Below are 15,131 nucleotides of genomic sequence, written 5' to 3' on the forward strand. Positions count from 1 at the left end.
GTCTCTGCTGCAAGCGGGAGGCGGCGCTTCAGGATGCTCACCCCGCAGCGATGCGTTCAGATTTGGAAGCAAGAACCGGAGTGCGAAAGCGAACCCGGCGACCGATGTTGCGACTGCATCGTGCCTGGGAGCATTTCACATGAGGAAAACGCTGGCGTTGGTGCTCTTGCTGTCGGGGACCGTTTCGAGCAACGCCGCTTCCTTGCTCGAAAGACGTCAAATGGCGCAAAGAGACGTGCCAACGGAGTGCGTCGCAACCTGCAACTCAGCCAACTATACCTGCGCGACGAGTTGCGGCCTGTCCGGAGCCTGCGTCGCCCAATGCACTGCCGAGGCCGCCGCGTGCAAGAGCCGGTGTGGTGCGAACACAAGGAACTGAGCTTTCGATCAGACCAGACCGCACCTGTTATCGTTGTAAGGGGCGTATCGTACGATCCCCGATCGACCAGATAGCTAAAGCTGCACCCGTCAGTCTCGCCATCGACGCGTCACCGCTTCCAGGATTCGTCCTTCGTGGGACGCACGAAGCCGATGACTTGAGCGGTCTCTGGTGTGGCAGTCGAGTCCGCTTCAATCGCTTCCTGCGGCGGTGTCACGAACTGCCGTTTCATGGCACGCCAGCCGGTCGGATCGCGTTCATCGAACGGCTGCATATCGGTGATGTCGATGGCAACGATCGGAATGGCGGATCCGCTTCTTAAATTCTGATCGGCAAGCGATTGCACGACCAGGCCCGGGTGGTCCGGGCAGGTTTCCGCGATGTGAGCAAGCCGCTTGAGGGGCCATTGCAAACGCGCCCAGTGCTTGAGGATCGACGGCCAGTCGACGCCATCCTTGAAGGCGCCGTTCAAGAGGCCGCTCGACAGCGGATCGTGCGGCGCAAAGACACCCGCGCTCCTGGCGATGTCGACGATTTGGGGGCCATTGGGAAGGATTACGACGAGCCCGATTGTCTCACCCGTCATCACGGCTAGTTTCATGACGTCCTCCTTGGTCGCGAGGGGGCCATCCGCCAACGCCATGGGCGACGCTGCAGCTTCATGCGCCGGCTTCCTTTTCGAGCAGCTCGCGCTTGCGCTCGAGGCCCCAGCAATAGTCGGCAAGCTCGCCGTCGGCGCGAATGACGCGATGACAGGGAATGACGAGCGCAAGCGGGTTGGCAGCGCAGGCGTTCGCTACGATGCGCGCGGTGACCTGGGGATAGGCGGCGTTGATCAGGCGAGCCACCTGCATGTAGCTCCGGGTCTTGCCGAGCGGGATCGAACGAAGCGCGTTCCATACGCGGCGCTGGATCGGCGTGCCGCGCATGTCCAGCGTGAGATCGAGTCCCTCGGAGGGCTTGTCGGCGTAGCGTGCTACCTTCGCCATGTCGTCGCGAACCATCACCTCGTTCGGAACGAGCGTGGAGTGCGGGAAGCGTCTCGTAAGATTGTCTTCCAGTGCGCGTGCATCATCGCCGAGCAGGATGGCACAAACCCCCTTGACGCTGCGTGCGATCAGAACCGTGCCGAACGCGCAGCCGCCAGTCGCGTAGAAAAGAACGTCGGCGGTGGTGGTGGCCATGTCGACCGAGGGCCCAGCGTGTGTCATGAGATTCATGGGTCGTCTCCTTCATCTATCTTCGTGACCGAACGTATGTGGAAGCTGGCGACGCCAAACTCCGATGCTTGCTTTCAAATCGAGAAAGGTTTCAAGCCGCGGACGAAGCAGATAAGCCAAGCGCATTGGCGCCTGGCTGAAGAAGATCAGGGACCCGTATCGCCGATCACGCGATGCGCGTGATCGTGGTCTGTTCGAGGAGATACGTCTCGCCCGTGGCGAGCCGCAGGCGGATGGTCCCGTTGTCCAGCGTTTGCCATTCGGCAAACCCGTCTGCGACGAGCTTGCGGAGATGGGCCATCACCTTGATCCTGGCGAGATCGGACTGCATCGGGGCTGCAATCGCATCGAACGTCGCCTCGACACGCTCTTGTTTATCGAGCGGTTTCTTCGGTGCGAAGCGAGGATCCATCGTCAGGGACATTCCTTGTACCGGCGAGCCCTGGCCTCCCGATCGAGCAGAGCGCGCTTTCGCTCGACGCCCCACGCGTAACCTGAGGCCGAACCATCCGTGCGGATCACGCGGTGGCAGGGAATGGCGACAGCGAGTTTGTTTGCGGCGCAAGCGCCCGCGACCGCGCGCACGGACTTGCAGGACCCGATGCGTTGCGCGAGTTCGGCATAGGTGACGATTTCTCCGACAGGAATTTCCTGGAGCGCCTGCCAGACGCGTTGTTGGAAGGCGGTGCCGCGAACATCGAGCGGAAGATCGAGGCCGAGTTCCGGCGCTTCCACGAAGCCGACAACGCGCGCGACGATAGCCTCGTAGTCCTGGTCGGCGCCAATCAGGCGGGCGCTCGGGAAGCGGTCCTGCAGATCGCGGAGCAGCGTCTCCGCATCATCGCCCAGAAGGATCGCGGCAACGCCCTTGGTGCTCGACGCGACCAGAATGGCGCCCAGGAAAGTCTGGCCGATCGCAAACTTGATCTCCTCATTCGCGCCACCTGCGCGGTATTGCGAAGGCGTCATGCCGAGCATGCCGGTGGATTTTTCGTAGAAGCGGCCGCTTGAATTGAACCCGGCGTCATAGATCGCTTCTGTGACACTGTTTCCCGAGACGAGGTTTTCGCGAACCTTCCTGGCGCGGTAGGCAGCGGCATATCCTTTGGGCGTCAGTCCGGTCGCCGCTTTGAACATGCGGTGGAAGTAGCCGGGACTCAAGCAGACCGCGTCAGCCAACTCTTCCAGCGAAGGCTCTTCTTCCCTCTGTTCGACAAGACGGCATGCCTTGACAACAAGTGCGGCATTTCCCGCCTCGATCGATAGTCCGTCCGGATTGCAGCGCAGGCACGGCCGAAAGCCGGTCGCCTTGGCGCTCTCCAGAGTGTCATGCAACTGAACATTCCTGGGATTCGCGGTGCGTGAGGGACACGAAGGCCGGCAGTAGACCCCGGTCGTCGCAACCGAGTACCAGAATTCGCCATCTGCCCTCTTGTCGCGTGCAAGAACCCGCGTCCATCGCGGGTCGGTGGCGACGGAGAGCGGCGTCGATTTCCCGGTCTTTTTGAGGTTCACGTTCATCGATTGCATCACGCCACAGGAGGGTCGACGCTGCCACCCGCTTTCAGAGGACAAACTCCGGTCCTTGCTTTCAAATCCGGGCGGGCCAATCAAATTCGGTCCGGCAACTCCGGCCTCAGCAGATCGGCATGGCGATACACGTGCGGGAGGACAGACTGTCCGACTTGCACAGGCGAATGAGGCCCGCAAACCGGCGCGGGCCTCGCTCGACTTCGCCTTTGGTGCTCGACCTCGCCGATTACGCAGCCTTCAGTAACCCGAGTTGCGTGAGCGCGGTGACACCGTCGTCGAGGCCGATCTCCTCGACGATCTTGCCGTTGACGACCTTCAGCACGGTGGTGCCGGTGAAGTGCATCTTGCGTCCGGTCTCGGCCGGCAGACCGCCGATCAGGAAGTCCTTGAACGCGGGCCCCGTGTGGGTGCCGCCGCCTTCCCACTGACCGACGACATAGTCGCCCTCGGCGATCAGATCAGCCGTTCCCCAAAAATTGAGATCGGGGAATGCAGCCCGGAAATCGGTCATGAACGCCCTGATGTCGTCGCGTCCGCGGCGGGGCTCGTGCAGCGAATATTTCAGCAGCATGTCGGGCGCGGCGATCTCGTCGATCACGCCGAGGTTGACGGACTTGCCCCAAAACTCGGTGAACCAGCGGCCGACGACCGCCTTGTTATCTTCTTCCTTGCTCATTCGGATGGCTCCTTGATCAGACTCGTCAGAGATCACTGGCGACGCCAACGACCCGGGAGAGCGTCTACGTCTGATTCCAATCGGCCAAACTCCGGTTCTTGTCGTGGAATTCCAGCTCTGTTGCGATGGCTGTTTGAGGAAGGGCGGAAAGGCAAAGCTCGGACCGATCGTCACGAGAATGCGGATGCCTCACAATTGGCGCAAAAAATTCAGTGTCGTCCCGGCTTTCGCCGGGACGACGGCGGTGGATGTGGTGCGAACTGTAGGTCTTTCTTGCTCCGGAGGAGGACCGCAAATCACACCTTCTGCTTCGCCGCTTCCTTTGCGAGGTCCGGCGCATTCACGGCCGGGATCGCGACGCGGCCGGTGCCGGTATGCTGAAGCGCGGCGGCGGCCTTGTCGTTCTGCATGATCTTCGCCATCACCGCCTGTCCGGCGCGCTCGAACACTGCACGGTTGTCGATCACGAACTGGCGCGACTTGCGCAGGCCGTCGATATAGCCGTTGATCTCGGGCACGACATAGCGCGCCACCATGTCCCAGCTGCGGCGGGTGTTCTCGGGATTGGCCCAGTCATGGGCAAAGCCGATGATCGAGCCGACGCCGCCGGAGACGTCGACCAGGTTCTTGATCATCTTGATCAGATCATCCGGCGTGCCGATGGTGGAGGCAGCACCTTCGACGAAGGCGGTCTTGTCGACGGCTTCATCCGGCGAGGCGAACGCGGTCAGGCCCGGCCGCATCAAGGTGCCGACGTTATATTCGTTGTGCCAGCGCAGCAGCCCGGCGCCGGCCTCGCGCCGCGCCTGCTCGCGGGTCTCGGCAATGTGCCAGGACAGCAGCACGCGCCAGTTGGAACGGCTCACCGTGGTGCCGGCCTTCTTGGCGGCGTCTTCGGCGAATTGCCACTGCTGCGGCAGCGCCATCAGGCCCTGGGTCGACATCGAGCCGAGCGAGATGATGCCGATGCCGTACTTGCCGGCGAGCGTCATGCCCGACGGCGAGATCTGCGAGGCCACCACGAACGGCATGTCCTCCTGCAGCGGCAGGATCTGCAACGCGGCGTCGTGCATCTCGAACCAGTCGGTCTTGGCGGTGACGCGCTCGCCGTTGAACAGGCGGCGGATCACCGCGATCGCCTCGTCCTGGCGATCGCGCTGGGTCATCGGGTCGATGCCGAGCGTATGCGCGTCGGAGGCGAGCGCGCCGGGGCCGGAGCCGAAGATGGCGCGGCCGCCGGTCATGTGGTCGAGCTGCACCATGCGCTGCGCGACGTTGAAGGGATGGTGATAGGGCAGCGAGATCACGCCGGTGCCGAGCTTGATGCGCTTGGTGCGTTCGCCGGCTGCGGCCAGGAACATTTCCGGCGAGGCGATCGTCTCCCAGCCCGAGGAATGGTGCTCGCCGCACCAGAATTCGTCGTAACCGAGCGCGTCGAGCTGTTCGACGAAATCGAGGTCGCGGCGGAATTGCAGCATCGGATGCTCGCCGATCGGGTGATGCGGGGCGAGGAAGGCTCCGAACTTGAGGCGCGCCATTGGTCGTTCTCTCCGGATGATTGTTATCGGGGGCTTTCCGCCAACCTACGGGCTGGCCCGAGGCAAGGCAATGCTCCGAGGCCGCGGCGCCCGCATGGTTGTTGCGCAAATCGGCGGCGATTGCCGCCCTCCGGAATGTTTCCCAGCGCATCAACGCAAATTGGCGCCGGGTCGAGCGTCCGTGATGCCAGGCTTACCTCGCAGGTAATCGAAGCAATGATCGGAATCTGCTGATGTCCGCTGCAACTTCATTTCGGGCGGGACAGAGCATGCATCAGATCGTTTCGACGCGGGCGGAGACCTCCCGCCGCTGGTGGGTGCTTGCGATCGTGGTGTCAGCGCAATTCATGTTCGGCGTCGATGCCTTCATCGTCAACGTCGCGATCCCGACGATCGCGGCGGAGCTCCACGCGACGCCGGCGCAGATCGAGGCCGTGATCGCGATCTACCTGATCGCCTATGCCACGCTGGTGGTCACCGGCGGCCGGCTCGGCGATATCCACGGCACGAGGAACGTGTTCATCGCCGGCGTCGCGGGCTTCTCGGTGACCTCGCTGTGGTGCGGTCTGGCGCAATCCGGACCCGAGCTGATCGTCGCACGGCTGGCACAAGGCGCGACGGCGGCGCTGATGGTGCCGCAGGTGCTGGCGACGCTGCATCTGTTGTTCTCCGATGCCGCACGCGCACGGGCGTTCGGCATCTACGGCATCGTGCTGGGGCTCGCCGGCGCGGCCGGCTTCATGCTCGGCGGGGTGCTGGTGACGCTCGATCTCGCCGGCCTCGGCTGGCGCGCGGTGTTCTTCGTCAACGTGCCGTTCGGCGTCATCATCATCGCAGCCGCGCTGAAGATCATGCCGACGGTGCCGCGCCGCGCCGGCACGCGGCTCGATCTTCCCGGCGCGGTCGTGCTGTTTGCAGGTCTGCTGTGCCTGATCGGCCCGCTGCTGTTCGGTCACGATCTCGATTGGACGGCGTGGGTCTGGCTGGTGATGGCGGTGGGCGTCGCGATCATCGTGGCCTTCGTGCGGCTCGAGCGCAGCGTCGCCCGCCGCGGCGGCATGCCGCTGATCGACCTGTCGCTGCTGTCCGATCGCGCCTTCATGCGCGGCCTGGTCGCGGTGTTTTTCTTCTTCTTTGCGAACCTGTCCTTCTACCTGGTCATGACCATGTTCATGCAGAAGGGCTTGCGGATCCCGCCATTGCAGGCCGGGCTGGTGTTCGTGCCGCTGGCGCTGACCTTCGTGATCGCCTCGCGGCACAGCGGCCTGCGCGCGAGGCATCGCGGCACTCTGGTGCTGATCGAGGGCTGCGCCGTGCAGATCGTCGGACTCGGTGTGCTGGTGGCGACGGTTCAGGCGATCGCATCGCCGTCGGCGCTCTTGCTCGCACTGGTGCTTGTCATCTTCGGCTACGGTCAGGGTCTGGTGATGGCGCCGCTGTCGAGCGCGGTGCTGTCGAGCGTGAAGCCCGCAAGCGCCGGAGCCGGCTCCGGCATGTATGGCACGACGACGCAGATCGGCAACGCGGCCGGCGTTGCTGCGATCGGCGCGGTGTTTTTCGCCGTCGAGAGTGCGACGTCCGCGCATCTGGCGTTGTATTCGGCATGCGCATTGTTTGTGCTGTCGATCACCATTTCAGCCGCATTTCTGTCATGGATGCGACGCGCCACAGCGTGAATCCGGAGAGGCGTGGCGCACTTCTTTCAAAAGTTCACGCTCAAACAAGGTGCTAGGGCTACTATTTCGACCGATCCTCGTCGCGCTTCGGCGCGATCACGCATTAACGCCGATTCTATTATTTCCGCAGGGAAAGACAGCACACGGCCTTTTCATTTTGCAGTGCAGCAATTATCTGATCGGGTGACACAGAAGAATAAATCACCTCAGGAGTTGCTGTTGTCCCTGGTCAACAACGTCGAATTTTTGCGTCATCTGCCCAAGATGAACGCGTTCAGCGGTCTCGGCGCGCTTGCGCCGGCCGTGCCGACGCCGCTCGTCGAGACGACCGAATTCGGCGTCAACCCCGGCGATCTGAAGATGTACTCGTTCGTGCCCGCGCAGCTTGCGCGGTCGCCCGCGCTCGTCGTGGTGCTGCATGGCTGCGGCCAGACCGCCGCGTCCTATGATCTCGGCGCCGGCTGGTCGACGTTGGCGAGCCAATACGGCTTCGCGCTGTTGATGCCTGAACAGCAGGCGGCCAATAACGGCAACACCTGCTTCAACTGGTTCAATCCGCAGGACATCGCGCGCGGGCAGGGCGAGGCCGCTTCGATCAGGCAAATGATTGGACACCTCGCCGGTGCGCACAAGATCGATCCGCGCCGTGTCTTCGTGACGGGACTGTCCGCCGGCGGCGCGATGGCCTCGGTCATGCTCGCGACCTATCCGGATGTGTTCGCGGGCGGCGCCATCGTCGCCGGCCTGCCGTTTGGCGTCGCCGGCGATCTGCGCGAAGCGCTGCATGCGATGCTGCATGGAAGCGCGCTGTCGGCGCCCGAGCTCGGCGGTCTCGTCCGCAACGCCTCGACGCATGGCGATGCATGGCCGAAGATCTCGGTGTGGCATGGCAGCGCCGACCGCACCGTGCATCCCGGCAATGCCGATGCGATCGTCCGGCAGTGGCTCGACGTGCACGGCCTGCCGCTTGCGGCGATGTCGAAGTCGGATGTCGACGGCCATCCGCGCGAGGTCTGGTGGAACGCCGATGGCGAAACGTTGGTCGAATCCTACTCCATCACCGACATGGCGCACGGCACGCCGCTCGGGCTTGCCGACAATGACGAGCGCTATGGCGTGGAGGGCGCGTTCCTGATCGAGGCCGGGATCTCCTCGTCGTATCACATCGCGAGCTTCTTCGGCCTGACCGACAAGGTCCGTCAGCCGCATATCGCGCCGACCGGAATTCCGCGCGAGCGCGCCGACACGATCTCGATGACGATCCCGGTACCTGCGGCCGAGCCGGAGGCTGAGCCCGCATCCGGCCGCAAGAGCGACCGGCCGCGCAAGCGCCGGAGCAAGGCTGTCGACGTCGGCGGCGTCATCACGCGGGCGCTCACCGCCGCAGGCCTGATGAAGTAACGGCTGATGAAGTAGCTAGAGGTTCGGTTCTGATTGAATCAGAACCGAACCTCTAGTTCTTGTTTTGACGCGTTTTCTTCACGCGAACCGGTTTCCACTTCGCTCGAAAACGCTCTACATCTCGCCGGTCAGGAACGGGTTTGTCATCCGCTCCTGGCCGATGCTCGATCCGGCGCCGTGGCCGCAGATGAAGCCGACATCGTCGCCGAGCGGCAGCAGCTTCTCCTTGATCGACTGGATCAGCGTCGGGTGGCTGCCGCCGGGCAGATCGGTGCGTCCGACCGAGCCGGCGAACAGCACGTCGCCGACATGGGCGAAGCGCAGCTCCTTGTTGAAGAACACCACGCTGCCCGGCGAATGGCCGGGGCAGTGCAGGATATCGAAGGTGAGGTCGCCGATCGAGACCTGATCGCCCTCGTCGAGCCAGCGGTCCGGCCCGAAATTGCGCACCCCGGTCATGCCGAAGCGCTCGCCGCTCGAGACCACATTGTCGAGCAGATATTTGTCCGCGATATGCGGGCCCTCGATCTTGACCTGCAACGCATCGCGCAGTTCGGCGGCGCCGCCGACATGATCGATATGGCCGTGGGTCAGCCAGATCTTCTCGACCGTCACGCCGGTCTGCTTGATCGCGGCCTGGATCTTCGGCACGTCCCCGCCGGGGTCGATCACCACGGCCTTCTTGGTCGGCTCGTGCCAGATGATGGTGCAGTTCTGCTCAAACAGCGTCACCGGCACGATGATCGCGCCGGCCTTCGGTTTGGTGTCGGTTGTGTCGTTCATGGGGGCACCATAGGCTACCGGGAAATGCCGTCAACACGCGCGGGAAATGCGTCGGCCCCGGCGTGTGATCCCAAAACGGACCGTGATAAGGTCACCTCCAGCAGAACATGTTCGTGAGCAGGCCGGTAAACGGTTGCCCTCAATCACGCGTTAAGTCCTCGCAGTCCGGAACTTCATGACCCAGGCCCCCAATTCACCGCTCGGCGGACCCCGGACCACCGCCCGCGCCTTCTTCGTCGCGGACCGCATCAACACGTCCGGCCTCGAGCGCGGCGACGTGCTGGCCACGACGCCGCTGGCGTTTCGCGTCAACGACAATGGCGTGGCGATCCTGTTCCGCTACGGCGTCGTCGTCCTGATCGGTCTCAATGCGCTGGAGGAGGATGAATTCCTGCGCAGCCTGCAATCGCGCATGACCGGTCTGTTCACGCGGCGCGAGGAGGAGATCGCGATCATCGAGCTTGCGGCTGACAGGGAAGACCAGATTCCGCCGGGCGGCCCGATCTATCTGCAGAGCCTGTCGCCGGAGCGGCTGATCCTGGTCGGCGAAGCGCTGGCCAAGAGCGTGGTGCTGGCGCGGCACGAGCGCGAAGTCAGGGCGGTCTTCGACACGACCGAGCCGTTGGCGCGCGAGCTCGCCAAGGGCGGCCAGGTCCGAGGCGGCCGCGTCGCGATCCTCAAGCACATCGGCAACGCGCTGCTGGTGCGGCATCGCGTGGCCGGACCGGTCGAAGTGTCGGAGAAGCCCGACATCCTCTGGGACAAGCCGCATCTCGAGCGGCTCTATGCCCGGCTCGAGGACGAGTACGAACTGAAGGAGCGCGCGGAATCGCTGAACCGCAAGCTCGCGGTCGTGGCCGAGACCGCGCAGGTGCTGACCGATATCATCGACACCAGCCGCTCGCTGCGGCTGGAGCTGATCATCGTCTTCCTGATCCTGTTCGAGGTGCTGATCACCATCTATCAGCTCGCAATCGCCCGGCACTGATGCGCAATGCCGTAGCCCGGATGGAGCCCAGCGAAATCCGGGGTTCTCGCCGAGCGATTGGACCGTTCCCGGATTGCGCTCCGCTCCATCCGGGCTCCGGCGCCATCTTTCCGTCCCGAATTGTGCGTCATCCCTAAAACAACAGGCCGCCCCGGGGCGCGGAGCGGCCGGGCTGCGAGCTTGGGGGGACGGGATGGATCAGGACGGCAGGGACTGGTGGCGGCGCGGCATCTTCTATCAGGTCTATCCGCGCTCGTTCGGGGATAGCGATGGCGACGGCGTCGGCGATCTCAGGGGGATCATCGCGCGGCTGCCTTATCTGACGCGGCTTGGCGTCGACGCGATCTGGCTGTCGCCGATCTTCCCGTCGCCGATGGCCGATTTCGGTTACGACATCTCCGACTACACCGGCATCGACCCGCTGTTCGGGACGATGGAGGATTTCGAAGAGTTGGTCGCGACTGCGCACGATTCCGGCCTCAGGCTGATCCTCGATCTGGTGCCGAACCACACATCGGATCAGCATCCGTGGTTCGTCGAGGCGAAGAGCTCGCGCGAAAACCCGAAACGCGACTGGTACATCTGGCGCGATCCGGCGCCGGATGGCGGTCCACCCAACAACTGGCTGTCCGAGTTCGGCGGCAGCGCCTGGACGTATGACGAGGCCTCCGGCCAATATTACTATCACGCCTTCCTCGCGCAGCAGCCTGATCTGAACTGGCGCAATCGCGAGGTCCGGGACGCGATCTATGACGTGATGCGCTTCTGGCTGCGCAAGGGCGTCGACGGCTTTCGCGTCGACGTGATCTGGCACCTGATCAAGGATGCCGAATTCCGCGACAATCCGCCGAACCCGCATTATCGCGAGGGCCGACCGCCGCACGAGAAGGTGCTGACGCAATATTCGACCGATCAGCTCGAAGTCCATGCGGTCATCACCGAGATGCGCCGCGTCACCGAGGAGTTCGACAATCGCGTGCTGATCGGCGAAATCTATCTGCCGTTGCACCGGCTGGTCGCTTATTACGGCAACGATCTGCGCGGCGCGCAGATGCCGTTCAATTTCGCGCTGCTGTCGACCTTGTGGAGCGCGCGCGCGGTCGAGCAGATCATTGCCGATTATGAAAAGGCGCTGCCGCCGGGCGCCTGGCCGAACTGGGTGCTCGGCAATCACGACCGGCCGCGGGTGGCGAGCCGGGTGGGGCCCGCGCAGGCGCCGGTCGCAGCAATGCTGCTGCTGACGCTGCGCGGCACCCCGACGCTGTACTACGGCGACGAGATCGGCATGCACCAGGTTGCGATTACCCCTAGCGAGGTGCGCGATCCCTTCGAGAAGAACGTGCCCGGCATCGGCGTCGGCCGCGACGGCTGCCGCACCCCGATGCAATGGAGCGCCGAGCGCTATGCCGGCTTCTCGACCACAAGGCCGTGGCTGCCGCTCGCGCAGGATTTTGCAAGCGACAATGTCGCGAGCCTCGAGGTCGAGCCGGCGTCGATCCTCAACTTCTACAAGGCGCTGATCGCGCTGCGGCGAAAGCTGCCGCAGCTCGTCCATGGCAGCTACGAGCCGGTCGCGGCGCACGGCGATGTCCTGCTCTACCGGCGGCGCAGCGTGGAGGGCGTCGCCGTGATCGCGCTGAATTTCGGCGCGGCCGCCGCATCGGTCTCCTCCAGCGCGATCGGCTTCAGCAACGAGGTTCTGCTGTCGACCTTCATGGACCGGCAGGGCGAGAAGGTCGAGGGCGTGCTCGACCTGCGCGGCAATGAAGGCGTGATCCTCGGACCGCATCAGGGTGACTAACGGTGCTTGCGGGGCTCGTTGGTATCGATATCGCTGCGCTTGAGCAGATAGTCGAGCCCGCCGACCCGGTACCAGCGATAGCCGTAGGCCTCGATCAGAAGCTTGTGACGGCCGCCATCGTCGGCGCGGCTGTGATCCTCGGTCAGGAGGTTGACCAGGAGCTTGCCGGCGTCGTCGGGTAGCCCGGCATCGAACGAAATCTCGAGTGGCTTTTCTGCGAAATTGTGCACGAACAGCACCGAGTTGTTGCGCCAGTCGTAACGAATGATCAGGACGGCAGGGTTTCGGGTTGCGATGATCTTGAAGTCACCCCAGCCGACCTCGGGGACTTCCTTGCGCATGCGGATGATGCGCTCGGTCCAGTTCAACATCGAGTTGGGGTCGCGCCGCTGCTTGGCGGCGTTGACGTGCTCATAGCCGTAGGGACCTTCGTCGATCACGGGCACGCATGGCCGATCGCTTTCGGTAAAGCCGCCGTGCGGCTCGGTCGACCATTGCATCGGGGTGCGCGCGCAAGCGCGTTCGGGCAAATCGAGATTGTCACCCATGCCGAGTTCGTCGCCGTAGCGGATCACGGGTGTGCCGGGAAGCGTGCACATCAGACTGTAAGCGAGCTCCAGGCGCCGTCGATCGCCGCCCAGCATGGGCGCGAGGCGCCTGCGGATACCGCGGTCGTAGAGCTGCATGCTCTTGTCGGGACCGAACGCCTTGAACACCGCCTCGCGCTGCGCCTTGGTGAGGCGGCCGAGGTCGAGTTCATCGTGATTGCGCAGGAACAGGCCCCATTGCGCGGTCGGAGGCCGTGGCCTGGTCGCCGTCAATGCTTTCGCCAATGGCTTCGAATCCGCTGACGCCAGCGCGTAGAACAGATGCTGATTGACGTGGAAGTTGAACATCATCTGCATGCGGTCGCCATCGCGCCCGAAATACTCCATGTCCGTCTCGGGCAAGACATTGGCTTCGGCGAGGATGATCGCGTTGCCTTGGCGCCATTGCAGGAATTCGCGGAACGATCGCAGCATGTCGTATTGTTCGACCGGCTTGCGCACGGAGGCGCCCTTGGTTGCGATCACGAAGGGCACGGCGTCCATGCGGAATCCCGAGACGCCGAGCTGGATCCAGAACCCCATGATCTTGAGGATCTCGGCCTGTACGTGCGGGTTCGACGTGTTGAGGTCCGGCTGGAAATCGTAAAAGCGATGAAAGTACCAGGCGCCTGCCTGCTTGTCGCGCGTCCAGGTCGATTTCTGGACCCCGGGAAACACCATGCCCGTGTTGGCATTGGCGGGCTTCTTGTCTGACCAGACATACCAGTCGCGAAAGGGCGAGTCCTTCGAGCTACGTGCGGATTTGAACCAGGCGTGCTGGTCCGACGTGTGATTGACGACGAGATCGATGATCACGCGGATGCCGCGTTGCCGGCAGCCATGGGTGAATTCGACGAAATCGCCCAGCGTGCCGTAGCGCGGATCGACGCCGTAATAGTCCGAAATGTCGTAGCCGTCGTCCCTGCAGGGTGAAGGCTGAAACGGCATCAGCCAGATCGCAGTGATGCCGAGCCCGTGCAGATAATCCAGGCGCCGCAGCAGGCCGCTGAAATCGCCGATGCCGTCGCCGTTGGCATCCATGTAGGTGCCGACGGACAGGCAGTAGATCACGCCGTTCTTGTACCAGAGGTCGTCGATCACCGGGCAGCCCTCATCGGTCCGCCCATGGTGGCGGTCGTGGGATAAGCGGCGAGGCGGCGGCGGGTTCCTGCCCGGAGCGCCGCTTCACTTTTCCGGATCGCGCCTCGCGGAATCGGCTATCCTTGAGCGATGGAATCGCCCGCCCGCCAGATCGCGCTTGTGCCCGCGCCCGATCGACGCCAGTCGGAGACCGCGCTTGCGATCGCGCGCGGCACGGCGCGGCTTCTGAGATCGCTGGGATTTTCCTGCATCAGCGAATTGCCGCTGCCGTCCGGCCGGCGGGCCGATTTGGTCGCGCTGAACGAGCGCGGCGAGATCTGGATCGTCGAGATCAAGTCATCGATCGAGGATCTGCGCGCGGACCAGAAATGGCAGGACTACCGGATGCATTGCGACCGGCTGTTCTTCGCCTTCACGCAGGATCTGCCGTGCGAGATCTTCCCCGCAGACACCGGCCTGATTATCGCCGACGCCTATGGCGCGCATCTGCATTGCGAGGCGCCGGAGCACCGCCTGCCGGCAGCAACCCGCAAGGCGATGACGGTGCGCTTTGCGATGGCCGCAGCGCAGCGGATCAATCGCCTGGTCGATCCGCAGGGGCACGAGTTTTAGACAAGTAATCCGTCATCCTGAGGAGCGCGTAGCGCGTCTCGAAGGATGCGCGGCCCACCTCGTGGCCGTCGACCCTTCGAGACGCGCGCAAGAGCGCGCTCCTCAGGGTGACGGTGATAGCGCTGTAGGATGGGTAGAGCGAAGCGAAACCCATCGCCCTTTTTCGTGGCGCGAGGTTGATGGGTTTCGCTTCGCGCTACCCATCCGACGAAACCACAAAAAGCAAATGGCCGGGACAAAGCCCGGCCATCGCAAAACAATATCAAAGCCGCTTAGCGCGGTGCGCGTTTGGCGAGGATGCGCTGCAAGGTTCGGCGGTGCATGTTGAGACGGCGCGCGGTCTCCGAGACGTTGCGGTTGCACATCTCGTAGATGCGCTGGATGTGTTCCCAGCGCACACGGTCCGCCGACATCGGATTGGCCGGCAACTCGGATTTTTCGGTGCCGGTCGCGAGCAACGCAGCGACGACGTCATCGGCGTCGGCGGGTTTCGAGAGATAGTCGACGGCGCCCATCTTCACCGCGGTGACGGCGGTGGCGATGTTGCCGTAGCCGGTCAGCACGATCGCGCGCGCTTCGGGGCGCTTGCGCTTCAACGCCGAGACGACGTCGAGGCCGTTACCGTCGCCAAGGCGGAGGTCGACGACCGCGAAAGCCGGCGCGGCGCGGCCGATCTCGGCGAGGCCATCAGACACCGTGTCGCATGACTTCACCGCGAAACCGCGCGTCTCCATCGCGCGCGACAGGCGTTCCAGGAACGGCTTGTCGTCCTCGACGATGAGGAGCGAGCGGTCGGCATGGTCATTCAGTTCAGTGATGGCGTTCACGATCCATTT

General features: G+C 63.8%; 14 protein-coding genes. 5 read left to right on the top strand and 9 right to left on the bottom strand.

Annotation, left to right across the window (positions count from 1 at the left end; translation table 11 throughout):
* Nucleotides 1-488: 488 nt before the first annotated feature.
* From ACE10Z_RS01205 to ACE10Z_RS01230, 6 genes are all read right to left on the bottom strand, one after another.
* The gene (locus ACE10Z_RS01205) at nucleotides 489-1,022 is read right to left on the bottom strand and encodes a hypothetical protein (protein WP_375786323.1); all 534 of its coding nucleotides are present in this window, start codon (nucleotides 1,020-1,022) and stop codon (nucleotides 489-491) included.
* A gap of 16 nt (nucleotides 1,023-1,038) precedes the next feature.
* Complete coding sequence (locus ACE10Z_RS01210) at nucleotides 1,039-1,599, bottom strand: methylated-DNA--[protein]-cysteine S-methyltransferase (protein ID WP_375786324.1); 561 nt, start codon at nucleotides 1,597-1,599, stop codon at nucleotides 1,039-1,041.
* 166 nt (nucleotides 1,600-1,765) lie between these two features.
* Nucleotides 1,766-2,011, bottom strand: coding sequence for a hypothetical protein (locus ACE10Z_RS01215; RefSeq protein ID WP_375786325.1), 246 nt, complete (start codon nucleotides 2,009-2,011; stop codon nucleotides 1,766-1,768).
* 2 nt (nucleotides 2,012-2,013) lie between these two features.
* Nucleotides 2,014-3,120, bottom strand: coding sequence for a bifunctional DNA-binding transcriptional regulator/O6-methylguanine-DNA methyltransferase Ada (ada, locus tag ACE10Z_RS01220; RefSeq protein ID WP_375786326.1), 1,107 nt, complete (start codon nucleotides 3,118-3,120; stop codon nucleotides 2,014-2,016).
* 238 nt (nucleotides 3,121-3,358) lie between these two features.
* The gene (locus ACE10Z_RS01225; RefSeq protein ID WP_375786327.1) at nucleotides 3,359-3,808 is read right to left on the bottom strand and encodes an ester cyclase; all 450 of its coding nucleotides are present in this window, start codon (nucleotides 3,806-3,808) and stop codon (nucleotides 3,359-3,361) included.
* A 296-nt stretch (nucleotides 3,809-4,104) separates the two neighbouring features.
* Complete coding sequence (locus tag ACE10Z_RS01230) at nucleotides 4,105-5,346, bottom strand: LLM class flavin-dependent oxidoreductase (protein ID WP_176534773.1); 1,242 nt, start codon at nucleotides 5,344-5,346, stop codon at nucleotides 4,105-4,107.
* 269 nt (nucleotides 5,347-5,615) lie between these two features.
* On the opposite strand from ACE10Z_RS01230, the gene ACE10Z_RS01235 reads away from it, so the two are divergent.
* A complete protein-coding gene (locus tag ACE10Z_RS01235; protein ID WP_375786328.1) occupies nucleotides 5,616-7,022 on the top strand; it encodes an MFS transporter in 1,407 nt (468 codons plus the stop codon).
* A 219-nt stretch (nucleotides 7,023-7,241) separates the two neighbouring features.
* Nucleotides 7,242-8,423 (top strand): PHB depolymerase family esterase, encoded by a 1,182-nt coding sequence (locus ACE10Z_RS01240; protein ID WP_375786329.1) that lies wholly within the window; start codon nucleotides 7,242-7,244, stop codon nucleotides 8,421-8,423.
* A 114-nt stretch (nucleotides 8,424-8,537) separates the two neighbouring features.
* Here ACE10Z_RS01240 and ACE10Z_RS01245 read toward each other — a convergent pair whose 3' ends face one another.
* On the bottom strand, nucleotides 8,538-9,206 hold the full coding sequence (locus ACE10Z_RS01245; RefSeq protein WP_375786330.1) for an MBL fold metallo-hydrolase: 669 nt from the start codon (nucleotides 9,204-9,206) through the stop codon (nucleotides 8,538-8,540).
* 175 nt (nucleotides 9,207-9,381) lie between these two features.
* Here ACE10Z_RS01245 and ACE10Z_RS01250 point away from each other — a divergent pair, with 175 nt between their 5' ends.
* Both ACE10Z_RS01250 and ACE10Z_RS01255 read left to right on the top strand, forming a co-directional pair.
* A complete protein-coding gene (locus ACE10Z_RS01250) occupies nucleotides 9,382-10,194 on the top strand; it encodes an RMD1 family protein (protein WP_092120381.1) in 813 nt (270 codons plus the stop codon).
* 193 nt (nucleotides 10,195-10,387) lie between these two features.
* Nucleotides 10,388-11,995 carry an alpha-amylase family glycosyl hydrolase gene (locus ACE10Z_RS01255; protein WP_375786331.1) on the top strand — a complete coding sequence of 536 codons (1,608 nt, stop codon included), beginning with the start codon at nucleotides 10,388-10,390 and terminating at the stop codon, nucleotides 11,993-11,995.
* On the opposite strand, the gene ACE10Z_RS01260 is transcribed toward ACE10Z_RS01255, so the two are convergent.
* Nucleotides 11,992-13,683 carry an alpha-amylase family protein gene (locus tag ACE10Z_RS01260; RefSeq protein ID WP_375786332.1) on the bottom strand — a complete coding sequence of 564 codons (1,692 nt, stop codon included), beginning with the start codon at nucleotides 13,681-13,683 and terminating at the stop codon, nucleotides 11,992-11,994. The genes ACE10Z_RS01255 and ACE10Z_RS01260 overlap by 4 nt on opposite strands.
* Nucleotides 13,684-13,812: 129 nt before the next feature.
* Between ACE10Z_RS01260 and ACE10Z_RS01265 the strand changes: the two genes are divergently transcribed.
* Nucleotides 13,813-14,295, top strand: a complete 483-nt coding sequence (locus tag ACE10Z_RS01265; RefSeq protein ID WP_106321421.1) for an MmcB family DNA repair protein — start codon at nucleotides 13,813-13,815, stop codon at nucleotides 14,293-14,295.
* A gap of 272 nt (nucleotides 14,296-14,567) precedes the next feature.
* Here the strand turns inward: ACE10Z_RS01265 and ACE10Z_RS01270 are convergent, their stop codons facing one another.
* Entirely contained in the window at nucleotides 14,568-15,122 is a 555-nt protein-coding gene (locus ACE10Z_RS01270) for an ActR/PrrA/RegA family redox response regulator transcription factor (RefSeq protein ID WP_016845514.1), read from the bottom strand.
* Nucleotides 15,123-15,131 lie beyond the last annotated feature (9 nt).

Source organism: Bradyrhizobium sp. Pha-3 (assembly GCF_042258615.1).
In the GTDB taxonomy this organism is placed as follows: Bacteria; Pseudomonadota; Alphaproteobacteria; order Rhizobiales; family Xanthobacteraceae; genus Bradyrhizobium.